This is a genomic window from Acinetobacter sp. 129952 (assembly GCF_056642055.1).
In genome coordinates this window covers 40,422-55,138 of record NZ_JBWVSU010000001.1, presented here as the reverse complement: position 1 = coordinate 55,138, position 14,717 = coordinate 40,422, and the positions used below count along the sequence as shown (strand labels likewise).

Annotated in this window: 13 protein-coding genes; 9 read left to right on the top strand and 4 right to left on the bottom strand. The window is 43.5% G+C overall.

Translation table 11 applies throughout. The features are described 5' to 3' along the window. Nucleotides 1–10: 10 nt before the first annotated feature. The 3 genes from rapA to AC1IR0_RS00235 all read left to right on the top strand — a co-directional run bounded on the left by rapA (nucleotide 11) and on the right by AC1IR0_RS00235 (nucleotide 4,195). A complete protein-coding gene (gene rapA / locus AC1IR0_RS00245) occupies nucleotides 11–2,848 on the top strand; it encodes an RNA polymerase-associated protein RapA (RefSeq protein ID WP_312584835.1) in 2,838 nt (945 codons plus the stop codon). 143 nt (nucleotides 2,849–2,991) lie between these two features. Beyond that, a complete protein-coding gene (locus AC1IR0_RS00240; RefSeq protein WP_213687152.1) occupies nucleotides 2,992–3,258 on the top strand; it encodes a PAAR domain-containing protein in 267 nt (88 codons plus the stop codon). A 136-nt stretch (nucleotides 3,259–3,394) separates the two neighbouring features. Continuing rightward, the gene (locus tag AC1IR0_RS00235; protein WP_005107259.1) at nucleotides 3,395–4,195 is read left to right on the top strand and encodes an alpha/beta fold hydrolase; all 801 of its coding nucleotides are present in this window, start codon (nucleotides 3,395–3,397) and stop codon (nucleotides 4,193–4,195) included. Nucleotides 4,196–4,257: 62 nt separating this feature from the next. Here the strand turns inward: AC1IR0_RS00235 and fabR are convergent, their stop codons facing one another. Continuing rightward, complete coding sequence (gene fabR, locus AC1IR0_RS00230) at nucleotides 4,258–4,938, bottom strand: HTH-type transcriptional repressor FabR (protein WP_004729898.1); 681 nt, start codon at nucleotides 4,936–4,938, stop codon at nucleotides 4,258–4,260. Between the two features lie 152 nt (nucleotides 4,939–5,090). Between fabR and AC1IR0_RS00225 the strand changes: the two genes are divergently transcribed. Further along, a complete protein-coding gene (locus tag AC1IR0_RS00225; protein ID WP_191113006.1) occupies nucleotides 5,091–6,155 on the top strand; it encodes a flavin reductase family protein in 1,065 nt (354 codons plus the stop codon). A gap of 14 nt (nucleotides 6,156–6,169) precedes the next feature. Beyond that, nucleotides 6,170–7,264 (top strand): fatty acid desaturase family protein, encoded by a 1,095-nt coding sequence (locus tag AC1IR0_RS00220; protein WP_004646650.1) that lies wholly within the window; start codon nucleotides 6,170–6,172, stop codon nucleotides 7,262–7,264. A gap of 193 nt (nucleotides 7,265–7,457) precedes the next feature. Here the strand turns inward: AC1IR0_RS00220 and AC1IR0_RS00215 are convergent, their stop codons facing one another. Further along, nucleotides 7,458–8,111 (bottom strand): HAD-IB family hydrolase, encoded by a 654-nt coding sequence (locus AC1IR0_RS00215; RefSeq protein ID WP_409655193.1) that lies wholly within the window; start codon nucleotides 8,109–8,111, stop codon nucleotides 7,458–7,460. Continuing rightward, a complete protein-coding gene (locus AC1IR0_RS00210) occupies nucleotides 8,078–9,286 on the bottom strand; it encodes a DUF1615 family protein (RefSeq protein ID WP_441368011.1) in 1,209 nt (402 codons plus the stop codon). Before AC1IR0_RS00210 ends, AC1IR0_RS00215 begins: the two co-directional genes overlap by 34 nt. A gap of 80 nt (nucleotides 9,287–9,366) precedes the next feature. Here AC1IR0_RS00210 and dusB point away from each other — a divergent pair, with 80 nt between their 5' ends. After that, nucleotides 9,367–10,392: a tRNA dihydrouridine synthase DusB gene (gene dusB, locus AC1IR0_RS00205; protein WP_004646654.1), complete on the top strand. Its 1,026-nt coding sequence runs from the start codon at nucleotides 9,367–9,369 to the stop codon at nucleotides 10,390–10,392. Nucleotides 10,393–10,641: 249 nt separating this feature from the next. Further along, on the top strand, nucleotides 10,642–11,319 hold the full coding sequence (locus AC1IR0_RS00200) for a hypothetical protein (protein ID WP_409655186.1): 678 nt from the start codon (nucleotides 10,642–10,644) through the stop codon (nucleotides 11,317–11,319). Between the two features lie 55 nt (nucleotides 11,320–11,374). Here the strand turns inward: AC1IR0_RS00200 and AC1IR0_RS00195 are convergent, their stop codons facing one another. Beyond that, a complete protein-coding gene (locus AC1IR0_RS00195) occupies nucleotides 11,375–12,418 on the bottom strand; it encodes an NAD(P)H-dependent flavin oxidoreductase (protein ID WP_409665715.1) in 1,044 nt (347 codons plus the stop codon). Nucleotides 12,419–12,625: 207 nt separating this feature from the next. Here AC1IR0_RS00195 and AC1IR0_RS00190 point away from each other — a divergent pair, with 207 nt between their 5' ends. Both AC1IR0_RS00190 and AC1IR0_RS00185 read left to right on the top strand, forming a co-directional pair. Then, the gene (locus tag AC1IR0_RS00190; RefSeq protein ID WP_409655181.1) at nucleotides 12,626–13,885 is read left to right on the top strand and encodes a putative DNA modification/repair radical SAM protein; all 1,260 of its coding nucleotides are present in this window, start codon (nucleotides 12,626–12,628) and stop codon (nucleotides 13,883–13,885) included. After that, complete coding sequence (locus AC1IR0_RS00185; RefSeq protein ID WP_409655178.1) at nucleotides 13,885–14,664, top strand: TIGR03915 family putative DNA repair protein; 780 nt, start codon at nucleotides 13,885–13,887, stop codon at nucleotides 14,662–14,664. The genes AC1IR0_RS00190 and AC1IR0_RS00185 overlap by 1 nt, the downstream gene beginning before the upstream one ends. The last annotated feature ends 53 nt before the right edge of the window (nucleotides 14,665–14,717 follow it).

Below are 14,717 nucleotides of genomic sequence, written 5' to 3'. Positions count from 1 at the left end.
TAAGATAAAGGTGGAAAAATTGCAGCAATTTGCTATTGGTCAACGTTGGTTATCAGATACTGAAACAGAACTCGGTTTAGGCGTTCTTATTGATGTTGATGAGCGGTCGGTCAGCATTTTATTCCCGAAAAGCGATGAAACCCGCGTCTATGCACGTAGCAATGCACCCTTATCTCGTATCGTATTTAATGTGAAAGATGAATTACAGGATCAGGAAGGGACCAAGTGGATTGTAGAATCCGTTGAAGACCGCAATGGCGTGGTACGTTATCATGTCGTTCGTACCTTGGAAGATGGAACTGAAGAACGTAAATCGCTGAATGAAACCCGTATTGGTGCCACCATCCAGCTGTCTAAGCCTCTAGACCGTTTATTGGCCAGTCAGGTCGATTATAAAGAATGGTATGACCTGCGTATTGAAGCGCTGCTAATGCAGGCCAATATGCAAAGCAGTCCACTGCGTGGTCTGGTAGGTTCACGTGTCGGCCTGATTTCGCATCAATTGTATATTGCCCATGAAGTCGGTCAGCGTTTTGCACCGCGTGTATTACTGGCCGATGAAGTGGGTCTGGGTAAAACTATTGAAGCGGGTCTGATCATCCATCAACAGCTGAAAACTGGCCGTTCTGAACGTATCCTGATTTTAGTGCCGGATTCACTGCAATATCAGTGGATGATCGAGATGCGCCGTCGTTTCAATCTTGAGTTCTCGCTGTTTGATTTGACTCGTACGGCATCGATCAAAGAACATGATCCTGAACAGAACCCATTCCTGACCGAACAAAAAATTATTGCCTCTGTCGATTTGATGGTCGACCATGAAGATCTGCGTGAACAGGCACTTGAAGCAGGTTTCGATTTGCTGGTGGTCGATGAAGCGCATCATTTGATGTGGAGTGAAGAAGATGGTGGTAATGACCGTTATGATCTGGTCGAAGAGCTGGCTGAACATACGCCGGGCGTGTTGTTATTGACGGCAACACCTGAACAGCTCGGTGTGGAAAGTCACTTTGCACGCCTACGTTTGCTTGATCCACAGCGTTTTAACTCGCTGGATCGTTTCCTCGACGAAGAAGCACAGTATCAGCATACAGCTAAAATTGCAGAAGTGCTGATGTCAGACATGCCGCTAGAAGCCGAGCATTTAACTGCGATTGAAGCCTTGTTAGGTCATCCGATTGAAGACCATCCTGAGCAGCGTTTCCGTGCCATTCATGAGCTTTTAGACCGTCATGGTACAGGCCGTATCCTGTTCCGTAATACGCGTGAAGCGATTCAAGGTTTCCCGGGCCGTGACTGTCAGCCAGCGCCATTACCGGCACCAGAACATTGGTCTAAAGACGGTAAATTACGTGAGCAAATGTGGCCTGAAGAAGCCCAGTTAGATGGCTCGTGGATGGAAGCTGATCCACGTGTGATGTGGCTGATGGAGCGTTTGCGTACTGATTTAAAACACAAGAAAGTCTTACTGATTGCACGTAGCGGTCCAGTGGTTGAAGCATTGGAAAATGTACTTCGCTTACATGCCGGTATTCGTACGGCAATGTTCCATGAAGGCATGAGCTTATTAGAACGTGACCAGGCCGCAGCTTATTTTGCTGAAGATTCGTATGGCGCGCAGATTCTGCTTTGTTCGGAAATCGGTTCAGAAGGACGTAACTTCCAGTTTGCCTCTGATCTGATTCTGTTCGATTTACCTGCGAACCCGGATGTGCTGGAACAGCGTATTGGTCGTCTGGATCGTATCGGTCAGGAAAACCGCATTCAGATTCACGTGCCTTATCTGGTGGGAACTGCACAAGAACGTATGTTCCGCTGGTATAACGAAGCTTTGAATATTTTCAGCAATATTTCTCCAACTGCACAGACCTTGCAAGAAAATTTTATTGTTCGCTTAAAAGACTGTCTATTGGCGGACAAAGGTCAAGAGTTTGAAGACCTGCTAGAAGAAGTCAGCGTGCAACGTGAAGCGCTGGAAGCTGAATTGCAGGAAGGTCGTGACCGTTTGCTTGAATACAATTCTTGCCGTCCGGTGGTGGCACAGGAAATTGTTAACGCGCTTGAAGACTATGATGACAATACCACTTTGCCGATTTTCATGAAGCGCTTTATGGCGTCTACGAATATCGACTTTGATGAGCAAAGTAACGGTACAGTGATCATCAAGCCAACCGATCAAATGCAGGTTCAAGGTTTGACGCTAGATGAAGAGGGGATTACAGCGACTTTCTATCGTGATCAGGCGCAAATCCGTGAAGATGCCCAATACCTGACACTTGAACATCCATTCACTGAAAGTGTGATGGAAATGATCAATACCCAAGGCTTTGGTAGCACCAACGTTGCGGTATTAAAATCTGCAGCATTGCCACAAGGTTCGGTATTGTTAGAAGTATGGTTCAAGGTCGATGTGGTGGCTCCGAAAGCATTGAACTTGCCGTCTAGCTTGCCGCAACAGTTGATTCGTGTCTTGCTCAGTGAAAAAGGTCAGGATCTATCACAAAAGATTGCACCAGAAATCCTGAAACCTTACTTGCATCATTTAGATGGTAATAGCTGCCGTCAGGTGGTGAAAGCACGTCGTGATGTGATTGAAGCACGTTATCAGCAAGCGCTTGAACTGGCACGCAGTGCATTGCCGGGCTTCAAGCAGCAAGCCAAAGAAGTGTATGGCAATAAATGGCAATATGAAATTGATCGCCTGACCTATTTGAAACAGTTCAACCCAAGTATCCGTGAAGATGAAATTGCACGTTTACAGAAGTTGCAGAAAGAGGGTCTAAGCCTGCTGGATGGTTTATCGGTAACACCGGAAGCGATTCAGGTGATGGTCGTGGTCAAGCCTTAAGCTTTACGCAATAAAAAAATGCAGCTTTCGGGCTGCTTTTTTTATGGGCAAAATCCGGGTTTATTATTTTTTGTCGGAGAATGCTGGTCTGTCATTTTCCTCCTGTTTAAAATTAGCCTACTGAATAATAAGAATGACAAAGTATGTCAAAAGCATTGATTACCCTTGGCACAAAGACCAGTCATGGCGGCATGGTGACTGAATGTGAACCCTCTTTTTTGATCAATAGTATCGCCGTACATTTAAATGGCATGAAGCATTATTGTCCCAAATGCCAGACCATGGTCGGGGCAATTGCTAGCGACTTATCAATTACAGTCAAAGGAAGAGCGGTAGTCATCGCGGGGGATAAAACCAGTTGCGGGGCGATTTTTCTACCCATGCAGCATTTGACTGTATCGCAGAAATAAGTCTGTTATTTTTCTAGAGATAGCGAGAAGTGACTTTGAGGTCATGCGTTGAGCATTTTTGTACTGCCAAATTAATACGCAGCGCATTAAGCTTGGCCTACGATTTCAGGATGAATACGCACTGCGTTTAAAAATAATGAAGCAAGCCTTACATTTTACCCATGCCAATGGTATCCCTTCGGCAACTTATCGGAAGTTTCTGGACTGTTTTCAGCAAGACTATGAGGTCAAAGCGATTCCCTTTATCGGCATGAACCCACAATATCCAATTACGCGAGACTGGCGTTATCTGGTCGATGAAGTCATTGCAGATATCGAGCAGCAGTTTCCTCAGCAGCAAGTGATTGGCTTAGGACATTCCTTTGGTGGTCTGGTGACCCTTATGGCGGCGTATCGACGTCCCGAACTGTTTTCCAAGCTGATCATTATGGATCCACCATTTGTGATTGGAAAAAACAGCGCCATGTTTGAACTGATCAAAAAGCTGAATCTAAAAAGTGTCGATCGTTATACACCCGCAGGAATTACGCTAAAACGCAAAGATTACTGGCCATCGAAACAGGTCGCAATTGAAGCACTCCGGTTTAACCGCTTATTTAAAAATTTCGATGAGCAGTGTTTTGCTGATTATATCGAGAGCGGCATTCAGCCAGAACCTGAACGTGGTGGGGTGACGTTAACTATTCCAAAACAGATAGAAGCGGAAATCTTCCGGACTGTGCCAGCCTGGTGGTGGAGAACACCACGCCGACCGCCTGAAGTGCCGATGCATCTGATGACTGCAGAGCAAAGCCAGTTTTATCAGCAGGGTTTGCCACAAGGGATGCACAAGATTTATCAGATTAATTATTCTGTGGTTGAGGGCGGGCATATGTTCCCGCTTGAGTATCCGGAGGCCAGTGCAAAGGCGGTTAAAGCTCAACTTGTACTTTTGTAATCATCATAAAAAAGAGACGTTGATTACGTCTCTTTTTATATTACTTCATGCAAATCGGAAAATTAGCGCAGCTGGGAATCTTCCAGATGACGCGCACCTTCCAGAATCATCCGAATCATGATCATGGTCTGTTCGGCAATTTCTTTACGGTCTTCGGCAGGCATATCAATCACATTGGCGCCCATGTTGAAGACCAGTTGGGTAATGGCTTTGGCGGCAATATCCGGATGAAATAACTTCTTGTTGTTTAGGCGTTCTAGACGAATCAAATCATCCTGAAGTTCTTGCTGAAAATAATTTAACTGGCGTTCTACCGCCTGTTTATAAGACTTGGAGCCAGTATAGCCTTCACGTAATAACAGGCTCAGATTGCCTTCATCGGCATCCAGCTGGGCAATAAAAACTTCCACAGAACTGCGGATGATGCTGTTCTGGCGAGAAGCTTGCAGACGTGCTTCATGCAAAATCTGACGCAATACAATTCCGGCACGATCAATCAGCTCAATGGCCAGTTCATCAATATCTTTAAAATGACGATAGAAGCTGTTCGGTGCAATACCAGCTTCACGCGCGACTTCACGTAGACTTAAAGAGGAAATACTTTTTTGTGGCCCAATCAGATTCAACGCAGCCTGAAACAGTTCTTCCTTGGTAATGGTGGCCTTGCGACCGACACTCCGTACGATAATCGGCTCATCAATGCTTTTCGATTGTAATAAAGATGCGTCACTGCTTATTTTCATTGAAGGCTCGTTCATCGATAGGTTCATGCATGAATCATTTTATTATAACCGAGCCAGTCAAGCTTGTGAAATGATTAGAAACAATACGGTTGTATATACAAATATATATACATGTGTATAATAATTAAAAACCCAAGGTGATGTCACAAACGATGCATGTACTGCAAAAACTTAAAATGCCATTGAATGCACTGTCTGATAGTGTAGTTGATCAGCATGCAATTAATTTCTGGATTCAGAAACTCAATCCTGTATGGTCGTTGAATCAGCCATTAGGCAAGATCGTGCATATAGAAAATGCAGCACAGGATATGCTGAGTCTGAAAATTCAAGTGAATCGCTTATTTAAGTTTGGTGAAGCAGGGCAGCATCATCCGGTCTATGTGGTGGTAAACGGCATCCGTTATGAACGTAGCTATAGTTTGACCCGTGTAGATGCGCAACATGTTTTATTGACCGTGAAAAAAGTCAATGCCGGTAAAGTCAGTACCTGGTTGGCAGAACAGGCACAAGTAGGTGATGTGATCGAATTTGGTCAGCCTTATGGTGATATGACCTTGCCTGTGCAGACGAGTCCATTGATCTTGCTTGCAGCAGGGAGTGGTATTACCCCAATGCTCAGTATGCTGGAAAGCTTGAGCAAAAAAGGTGAACTATCTGCACCGGTTACTCTCTGGTACTGGGTTAAAAAAGATCAGGATGCCGCATTTAAAGCACGGTTTGAAGAACTTGCTCAAAAACATGCAAATTTCTCATTTCATGTGTATGCCACTCAAGAACAGCCAGCTGCTGCACGTCTTGATGAAACCTATCTGACCGATCTGCAAAATCTGGAAAATAGCATCGTATATTGCTGTGGTCCTTCAGGTTTTGTATCCAAAGCAGAACAGCTTTTTGCTCAGGCAAAACAGTTTAAAGGTGAAGCATTTAGCATGAGCTTGGCGGATCAATCGGATACCGGCTTTATTAATGTCACCCTGACCCAGTCGAAAAAAATTGTCAGCATTCCAAAAGGCCAGTCCATTTTGGTGAGCCTGGAACAGCAAAATATTAAACCGACACATGGTTGCCGTATGGGCATTTGTAATAAATGTGCCTGCAATAAAGTAGAAGGTTCGACCAAGAATTTGGTCAATGGTGCGCAAAATACCGAACCCGGCAACCTGCTCAAAATTTGTATTAACTCAGCGCAGACTGACCTTGTCATCGACTTATAAGCGAGTTTTATCCTATGAATATGCCAGTAAAATTACAGTATTTTAAAAATCCTAAAAACCGTGAATTAACCCAGTTTGAACTTGATGAACTTGCACGTGAACTTGATGCGATTAAGCAAGAAGTGCTAGATGATCTAGGTGAAAAAGATGCGAAATATATCCGTCGTGTCTATTCAACCATTCGTTACTCATCGATTGCCGGTCGCGCCTTATTGTTTGCAGGCTGGTTCCCACCAGCATGGTTGCTAGGCACAGGTCTATTAGGCTTTGCCAAAATCATGGAAAACATGGAGTTGGGTCATAACGTCATGCATGGTCAATATGACTGGATGAATGATCCTAAACTCAATGGTCAGACTTATGAATGGGATATTGTAGGGACTTCAGACAACTGGCGTCAAACCCATAACTTTAAGCATCATACTTATACCAATATTAAGGGTATGGATGATGATATCGGTTATGGTCTATTACGCTTGTTCCCGGAACAGCGCTGGAAACCGGGTTATTTATTGCAACCGATTTATGCAGTGCCATTCTGTTTATTGTTCCAGTGGGGCGTTGCGATTCAGAATCTTGAATTGGGTAAATACTTCAAAGGTCGCAAAAGCAAAGAGCAGACCAAAGAAGAATGGCGTCCAATGCAGAGCAAAATCGGTAAACAGCTGTTTAAAGATTATGTATTCTTTCCACTCATCGCAGGTCCTGCGGCTTTACCGGTTTTGACTGGCAATATGGTGGCCAATGGTCTGCGTAATATCTGGACCTTTAGTATTATTTTCTGTGGTCACTTTACCAAAGATGTGGAAGTATTCCCGAAATCGGTGCTGCAAAATGAAAGTCGTGGTCACTGGTATATGCGTCAGATCCGTGGTTCATCCAACCTGACTGGTTCTGAAGCATTTCATATCTTGACGGGTCATTTAAGTCATCAGATTGAACATCATCTGTATCCTGATGTACCTGCACGCCGCTATCGTCAAATGGCGCCAAAAGTTCAGGCAGTTTGTGAAAAATATGGTTTGAACTATAACAATGCCAGCTTGGTAAAACAGTACGGTAGTGTGATCAAACGTATTGTGAAATATGCATTTCCGTTTAAGAAATAATTTTTCTTAAAGCTAAAAAAACCACTTCAAATGAAGTGGTTTTTTTAGCTAGGAGGCGAATACTTCAGGAAGTAGAAATCCTGATTACGAAGCTATTTAAGATGATTTCAAGGCATAAAGTAAAAAAGTTAATCTGCCATTTATAGCGTTGTCTAAAGGTGTTTAGTAGGTTAACCCGATAGAATGGAAAGGACTAATATGGCATCGAATGAGCTGAAATATTAATTTTTGGAAGCTGTTGATCTTGACCCTCAAAATAGCTTTGCTGCGCCAGACTGAGCATTTCTATATCTTCCTTGCTATTCCCATAAGCATAAATTTCAGCATAATTATCCAGATTATATTTTTCTAGAATTCTAATTTTCTTTTGCTGATTACTGCAGTCAGGAGTTTGATATAACCCTGTCATTTTCCCAGCTTTGATTTCAACTTCGCTACAGATTAAATCGATATTTAAATAGCTGCAGACCGGTTTTAAATATAAATCCAGAGATGCGGAAACTAGCACCACTTCATGGCCTAATTCTTGATGTTGCCTAAGCTGTTCTAATAATTTCGGATTTAACTTAAGCATCAGTTGTTGTGCATAATCCTGAGCTAATTGCAGAATTTCCTCTGCATCACTGTTTTTAAACATGCTGGCATACAATTTGGGTCGCATGCGGTGTGCCGGATAGAAATTTAAATAATAGGCCTGTATCCATGGCAAAATTTGCATGCCGCGTTTCACAATATGCCGTTTTCTTAAGGCATGGAAAATGAACCCGGTAAAGCTATCATGTAGATACAGGGTTCCATCAAAATCAAATAAGGCTAGAGTTTTAGATTTTTGATTTTGCGCATGCATGTTTGATATCGACCATCGACGCGGGTAGCAAACCAGTTAGTATTATAATCACGACTTAATTTTGGTCCGGAAATAACCACTTCAGGCATGATCGCATAAATAGGGTCTTTACCGGTTTTTTCCTGATAGAGCTTGCTGACACCACGATAAGTCATCGTATCTTCAAAGTCTTTGTCTTTTTCTTTCTTTAAATCAGCTCGGATTTGACGTTCAGTAATAATAAAATTATTTTTGGCAAAAACACTGATTAACTCACGCTCAGATTGACTCTTCTGCGAACGGATCGCGCCATCTTTGGTGTAGAGTAATAAATCGCCATCCAGATCGAGTTCGGCCTCAGTTAAATCATTCAACATGCTCTGGAAAGCAGCATTTCGACTGGAATACATACCGGAATTATAGTCCGCAAAACGGTAAATCGGCTTGTCATAATCTGCCGGATACATCATCAGGCGATGAATCCCATAATACAGACCGCCATATTGACTGTAGAGATCAGTACGTAACTCCGCGATATTGCCGCCTTGGCGTTTATGTTCTTTCGCATAGCTGATATGTACCTGCATTGAACCCAAGGTGGTAATCGGATTCATTTTCTCGCCAATATTCTGGCCGACCAGTTTGGCAGCACCAGTCAGGGCGCTAACATGATAATGCTTTGACATATAATCAAATATTTCACGATATAATTCGTCGAGTTCACGTTCGGTTTTGACCCGGCGCATCTGGCTTAAGTAGTTGTCTTCAGGACTCGGATGGTTCTTGAGAACTTCCTGGAAATATCCTGCAACTGTGCCACCAATTGCTTGACCAAGCTTATCTTTGAATTTTTCATCAAGGCGACCTTGGACTTCCTTAACCGCCTTTTCACCCAAACCCGGAACAGTAGGATCTGCAACAAAGTTAGATTCCTGATCAACCACTGCCACAATCGTACAAACATTTTCCTTGGTTTGAGGAATGCCAAGCTGCTCTGTGATTTCATAAATATCTTGTGCCCAAGACTCACGTTGGTTGACACGGCTTGGAATAGCTTTACGAATATGTTCAACTTCAAGTGTCGGTTCATCCTCTTTTGACCACCATGAACCATTGCCACAGCCGGCAAGACTCAGAGAAAGTGCAAGTACAGACAATGACTTAAAAGAAAAACAAGAAGCGAAAGTTTTATTCATGGTGTCGTAAATTAATTGAAAAGATGAGCGAATAAGGCAGATGCAGTATACTATGCCCATCAAAAAAGTGATGAATTTATATGTATATTGGTCCATATCAACTGTCAAACAATTTGATTGTCGCTCCCATGGCAGGTGTGACCGATCGTCCGTTTAGAACCTTGTGCAAATACTTTGGTGCAGGCCATGCGGTCAGTGAAATGATGACATCTGACAAAACTTTGCGCATGAGTAAAAAGAGCTTATATCGTGCCAATTTTGATGGAGAGCTGGCACCGATTTCAGCGCAGATTGCTGGTTCAGATCCCCATGATCTGGCTGAAGCGGCACGTTATCAGGTGGCCAATGGTGCGCAAATTGTTGATATTAATATGGGCTGCCCAGCCAAAAAGGTCTGTAACCGACTCGCCGGTTCTGCTTTATTGCAGGATGAAGATCTAGTTGCGCGTATTCTGGATGCAGTTGTGGCTGCAGTTGATGTGCCAGTGACCTTAAAAACCCGTCTTGGTTATTTGAACGGCCAGGAAAATATTATACGGGTCGCCAAACGTGCTGAACAAGCCGGAATTGCGGCACTGGCTTTACATGGCCGTACCCGTGAAGATATGTATCTGAATACCGCGCGTTATTCCTTAATTAAAGATGTAAAGGAAATGTTGAAGATTCCCGTGATTGCTAACGGTGATATCGACAGTCCGGAAAAAGCCAAATATGTGCTGGATTATACTGGTGCAGACGCAATTATGATTGGTCGTGCAGCACAAGGTCGGCCCTGGATTTTTCGTGAAATTGCCCATTATTTGAAAACCGGTCAACATCTTGATGCACCGAGTATTACAGAAGTGAAAGATGTTCTATTGGGACATTTGACAGAATTATACGAGTTCTATGGCGAGTATTCCGGCTGCCGGATTTCCCGTAAACATATTGCCTGGTACACCAAAGGACTGCGTTCTAGTAATGAATTTCGTCAAAGCATGTATCAGGTAGAAAATACTGCTGACCAGTATCGGGTAGTAGAGGATTATTTTAATGCACTGCTAGAACATGGTTTAACCATGAATGATGTACAAGTCGAGCAGGTGAATTTACTGGAAACCAAGTAATGGCGGGCAAAATTCAGCGAATCAAGTAATATTTTTTGTGTGAAATCCCTACCTTTTTTATCTTGAGCAGGCTGATTTTTGCATTCTGTTTACACTTCAGCCTGTCTAATACAGAGCACTAAAGTTTGTTCACTTAAACTGGACAGGACTTGGACATTGCTTACTCAAGCTTCCTCTATGATGAACCTATCTAGATATAAACCAGATGTGATCCATCTTGTTTATTGTCATCATTGAGGGAGATCTGTAATGACAAATACCAATCGTCCAGTCACAGAGTTTAGCCATAAAACGTCAACGGAATTGCCACAAGAACGCAGTGAAGGCCTGAATATCAATCCGACTGATACTAATGTACGTCCAGATTTGAATACACCCGTGAAAGATAATCCTCGTGTTCCAGACATGAATGAAGGTGAAGATAATCTGGCTGCGACCAGTGCCGGTACTTTGGGTGGAGCTTCGGTAGGCGCAGTTGCAGGTCTGGTAGGTGGCCCTCCAGGTGCAGTGGTGGGTGGTATTATCGGTGGTGTTGTTGGCGGTATTGCAGGTAATGACATTGCGACACCTGATCATGAGAAACAGGCAGATAATTACCAGCATCCAGAAAACTTGCCTGAGGCAGATAATTATCGACATCCAGATCATTTGAGTGCAGAAGATAATTACTGGAGAGATGAGTATCATAATCGCCCGTATTTCAATGAAACGCGTAGCACATATAGCGATCTAGATTATGATCGTGATTATCGTGGCGCTTATCGAGTCGGTTATGAAAACCGTCCAATGTATGAGCATGATACGGATTTTGATCGTGCCGAACCTGAACTGCGTACCAAGTGGGAACAGTTAAAAGGTGAATCACGCCTCAATTGGGAAGAAGCGAAATTCGCGGTTAAAGATGCATGGCATCGTGTCACACGCTAATTCTAGATAAATTAAAAACCTCTCCATGTGGAGAGGTTTTTTTATGATTCAAGTATTAAAGATGCTTCATTTCCAGTATGAGCTGGTTAATCAGATCGGAAGCTTCCATTTCACGAATCTGTGCCACGTTCGAACCTGCCCAGAATGCACCATAACCTTGATCCCCATGTTCGGCAGCAGCAGCATGTAATTGCTTGGCCAGATCATAAGTATATGGATAAGCGGGAACATCCAGCCGATCGGGTGTATCCACCTCAATATGCCAGTGGTTAATAATGCCACGTGCAGGACGACCGGAAATACTGGCACTCACTTGAGTAAGTGGCTTGGAAAATAAGGCTTTACGATAAGCATCATTGGCATTGGAAGATTTACACTGCACAAATGCAGTCCCGAGTTGCACGGCATCTGCGCCGAAATCCATCATTTGACGCGCTTGTTCACCCGTCATAATCCCGCCTGCTGCTACAATCGGCAGGGAAGAATGCTGTTTGATCAGCTTCACCAGATTCGAGGTTTTAACTGATGCATCAAACTTGGTCGAGAAAATCCCGCGATGGCCACCAGCTTCAATACCTTGCGCAATAATGATATCAATTCCGGCTGCTTCAATGGCTTTGGCTTCGGCATAATTAGTTGCAGATACCATGGTCAGAATCCCGGCCTGTTTTAAGGCTTGAATCTGATGCGGATGTGGAATCCCAAAATGAAAGCTGACCGCCCGTGGTTTGGTTTCCAATACCAGATTCAGGAAGTCATCATTGTCTTTAAAACTCGGATAAATACACTCCAAATGATCCGGTGCCTGAGTGCCATATTCGGCAAATTTATCTTTAAACTGGGCAATCCATGCCTGCGCTACAGCTTCATCTACAGGCACACTCTCATGACAGAAAAAATTGACCTGAAAAGGGCAATCTGTCAGTTCCTGGGTTTTTAAAATCTGTTGTCGTGCAGCCTCGATACTACTGGCCCCCAGACCCAGTGAACCCAAGCCGCCCTGATTGGACACTTCGGCAGCAAGCTCTGGCGTAGAGACACCTGCCATCGGTGCCAAGAAAATAGGATGTTTAATTCCGAGATTTTCTAATAAAGACATAGATTTGCTCCTTGTTATGCTTTTACTTTGCCTTTGAGCACAAAATTAAGCAAATCATATTGGTTATTTTATTTTGAAATACTGCAGCATGGGTTACGTGTTATTTACATTTCTTGCGACACGCTACGTCGCCAAGAAGATAGAACTTTTATTAGCCTAGAATTGAACACTTTATAATAGCTTTTTGGTCACATATTCTCTGAGCTCATGTCTGATCGTATCCGTGAAAAACTGCAAATTTTAGCCGATGCTGCCAAGTATGATGTGTCTTGTTCATCTAGTGGTAGCAACCGTAAAAATAAAGACAAGGGCGTGGGCAATACCGGGAATGGTATCTGTCATAGTTATACCGAAGATGGCCGCTGTGTGTCCTTATTGAAAATTCTGTTCTCTAATGTCTGTATTTTTGACTGTTCCTATTGTGTTTCGCGCCGTTCCAATGATGTCCAGCGTGCAGCATTTACCGTGCAGGAAGTCGTCGATCTGACCATGAACTTTTATCGGCGTAATTATATTGAGGGTTTGTTTCTCAGTTCGGGGATTTTTAAATCGGCCGATCACACCATGGAACGGATGCTACAGGTGGTCAAAAAACTTAGACTCGAAGAAAACTTTAATGGCTATATCCATCTGAAAACCATTCCGGGTGCGTCACAGGAGATCATTACCGAAGCCGGACTGTATGTCGACCGTATGAGTATTAATCTGGAAATGCCGACGGAAGCGGGACTGCAAAAATTTGCGCCTGAAAAAACCCATGCTGAAGTACAAAAAGACTTAGGCATTGTGCGTGACCGGTTGATCCAGCTCAAAGATGAACGCAAGCTGATCAAGTCAGTCCCCAAGTTTGTACCTGCCGGACAAACTACACAGATGGTGGTGGGCGCGCATAGTGAAACCGATCAGGACATTATTTTGATGGCTGACCAGCATTACAAGGAATTCAAATTGAAAAGGGTGTATTTCTCTGGTTATATCCCGATTAATCCTGAAGAGAAAGCCTTACCCGCCATTGGCTCAGCACCACCATTATTAAGAGAAAACCGTCTGTATCAATCCGACTGGCTGATGCGTTTTTATGGCTTTGCTGCTGATGAAATTGTCGATGAGCAGCATCCGAATCTGGAGCTGGAGATTGATCCCAAACTCAGTTGGGCCTTGCGTCATCCTGAAGCCTTTCCAGTCGATATTAACCGTGCCGACTATAAAATGATTCTACGGGTACCCGGCATAGGCGTGCGTTCTGCTCAGAAAATTGTACAGGCCCGCCGTTTTGGACAGATTCATATTGACCAGCTAAAACGCATGGGCGTGGCTTATAACCGGGCGCAGCATTTTATCCGCTGTGCAGATACACCGAAATTTAAGAAAGATCAGCAATCCCATCAGATTCGCCAGCAAATTTTGATGTCAGGACAATCCAAATATCAGCAGCAACTTTCACCTCAATTAGGATTGGGTTTCTAGTGGCAAGTTACTGTTTTGATGGCAGCATGACTGGTCTGCTCAGTTGTGTATTTCGTGCTTTCGAGTTTAAAGAATTTAACGTGATAGTGACGGCCAATCCTCAAGTACAAACAGGTTTATTTGATGAATTTATCCATGTGGCCTCTAATGATCAGCATGGGCAGCGGGTGTGGCAGGGATTAAAGCAGAAAGTATCTTCCAGCAGTTTGCGTGCTTTTTACTATACCTTTTTGTCAGAGCAGGAAGCAGCGTTCCAGACTCTTTTTAATTTTGCAGTCTATGTCTTTCAAAACCAGCGTCCAGTCGATAAAGATTATGGTCATGCTGCGGTGATCGGCATGTCGCAATGGGCCAAGCAAGTGGGACGGGAAAAGCATCGCATGGAGGCTTTCGTGCGCTTTAAAAAAGCCAAAGATGGCTTGTTTCTAAGTCTGGTCAGACCGGACTTTAATGTCTTGCCGATTATTTCCCGACATTTTCAGGAGCGTTATCAGGATCAAAGCTGGCTGATTTATGATGAGCAGCGTAATTACGGTATTTATTATGATTTAAGGCAAATGCATCAGGTCGAGATGAACGCTGAAATAATTGATCCACAAATCCGGATTGGTCATAGTCAGTCATTCAGTATTGAACTGGATGATCAAGAGCTGCTATATGATCAGCTCTGGAAAGATTATTTCAACAGTGTGAATATTCAGGCGCGCAAGAACATGAAATTGCATATTCAATATGTGCCAAAGCGCTACTGGCGTTATATGAATGAGAAAATACTTTAAACAGTACATCAAACTGCTTTCAGGCATAATAAGTGTTGGTATATTTAAATTGA

Coding starts and splice junctions, on each gene's coding strand:
- fabR (WP_004729898.1), bottom strand. CDS start 4,938: ATGAAAATAAGCAGTGACGCATCTTTATTACAATCGAAAAGCATTGAT.
- AC1IR0_RS00225 (WP_191113006.1), top strand. CDS start 5,091: ATGCATGTACTGCAAAAACTTAAAATGCCATTGAATGCACTGTCTGAT.
- AC1IR0_RS00235 (WP_005107259.1), top strand. CDS start 3,395: ATGAAGCAAGCCTTACATTTTACCCATGCCAATGGTATCCCTTCGGCA.
- AC1IR0_RS00200 (WP_409655186.1), top strand. CDS start 10,642: ATGACAAATACCAATCGTCCAGTCACAGAGTTTAGCCATAAAACGTCA.
- AC1IR0_RS00215 (WP_409655193.1), bottom strand. CDS start 8,111: ATGCATGCGCAAAATCAAAAATCTAAAACTCTAGCCTTATTTGATTTT.
- dusB (WP_004646654.1), top strand. CDS start 9,367: ATGTATATTGGTCCATATCAACTGTCAAACAATTTGATTGTCGCTCCC.
- AC1IR0_RS00195 (WP_409665715.1), bottom strand. CDS start 12,418: ATGTCTTTATTAGAAAATCTCGGAATTAAACATCCTATTTTCTTGGCA.
- AC1IR0_RS00240 (WP_213687152.1), top strand. CDS start 2,992: ATGTCAAAAGCATTGATTACCCTTGGCACAAAGACCAGTCATGGCGGC.
- AC1IR0_RS00190 (WP_409655181.1), top strand. CDS start 12,626: ATGTCTGATCGTATCCGTGAAAAACTGCAAATTTTAGCCGATGCTGCC.
- AC1IR0_RS00210 (WP_441368011.1), bottom strand. CDS start 9,286: ATGAATAAAACTTTCGCTTCTTGTTTTTCTTTTAAGTCATTGTCTGTA.
- AC1IR0_RS00220 (WP_004646650.1), top strand. CDS start 6,170: ATGAATATGCCAGTAAAATTACAGTATTTTAAAAATCCTAAAAACCGT.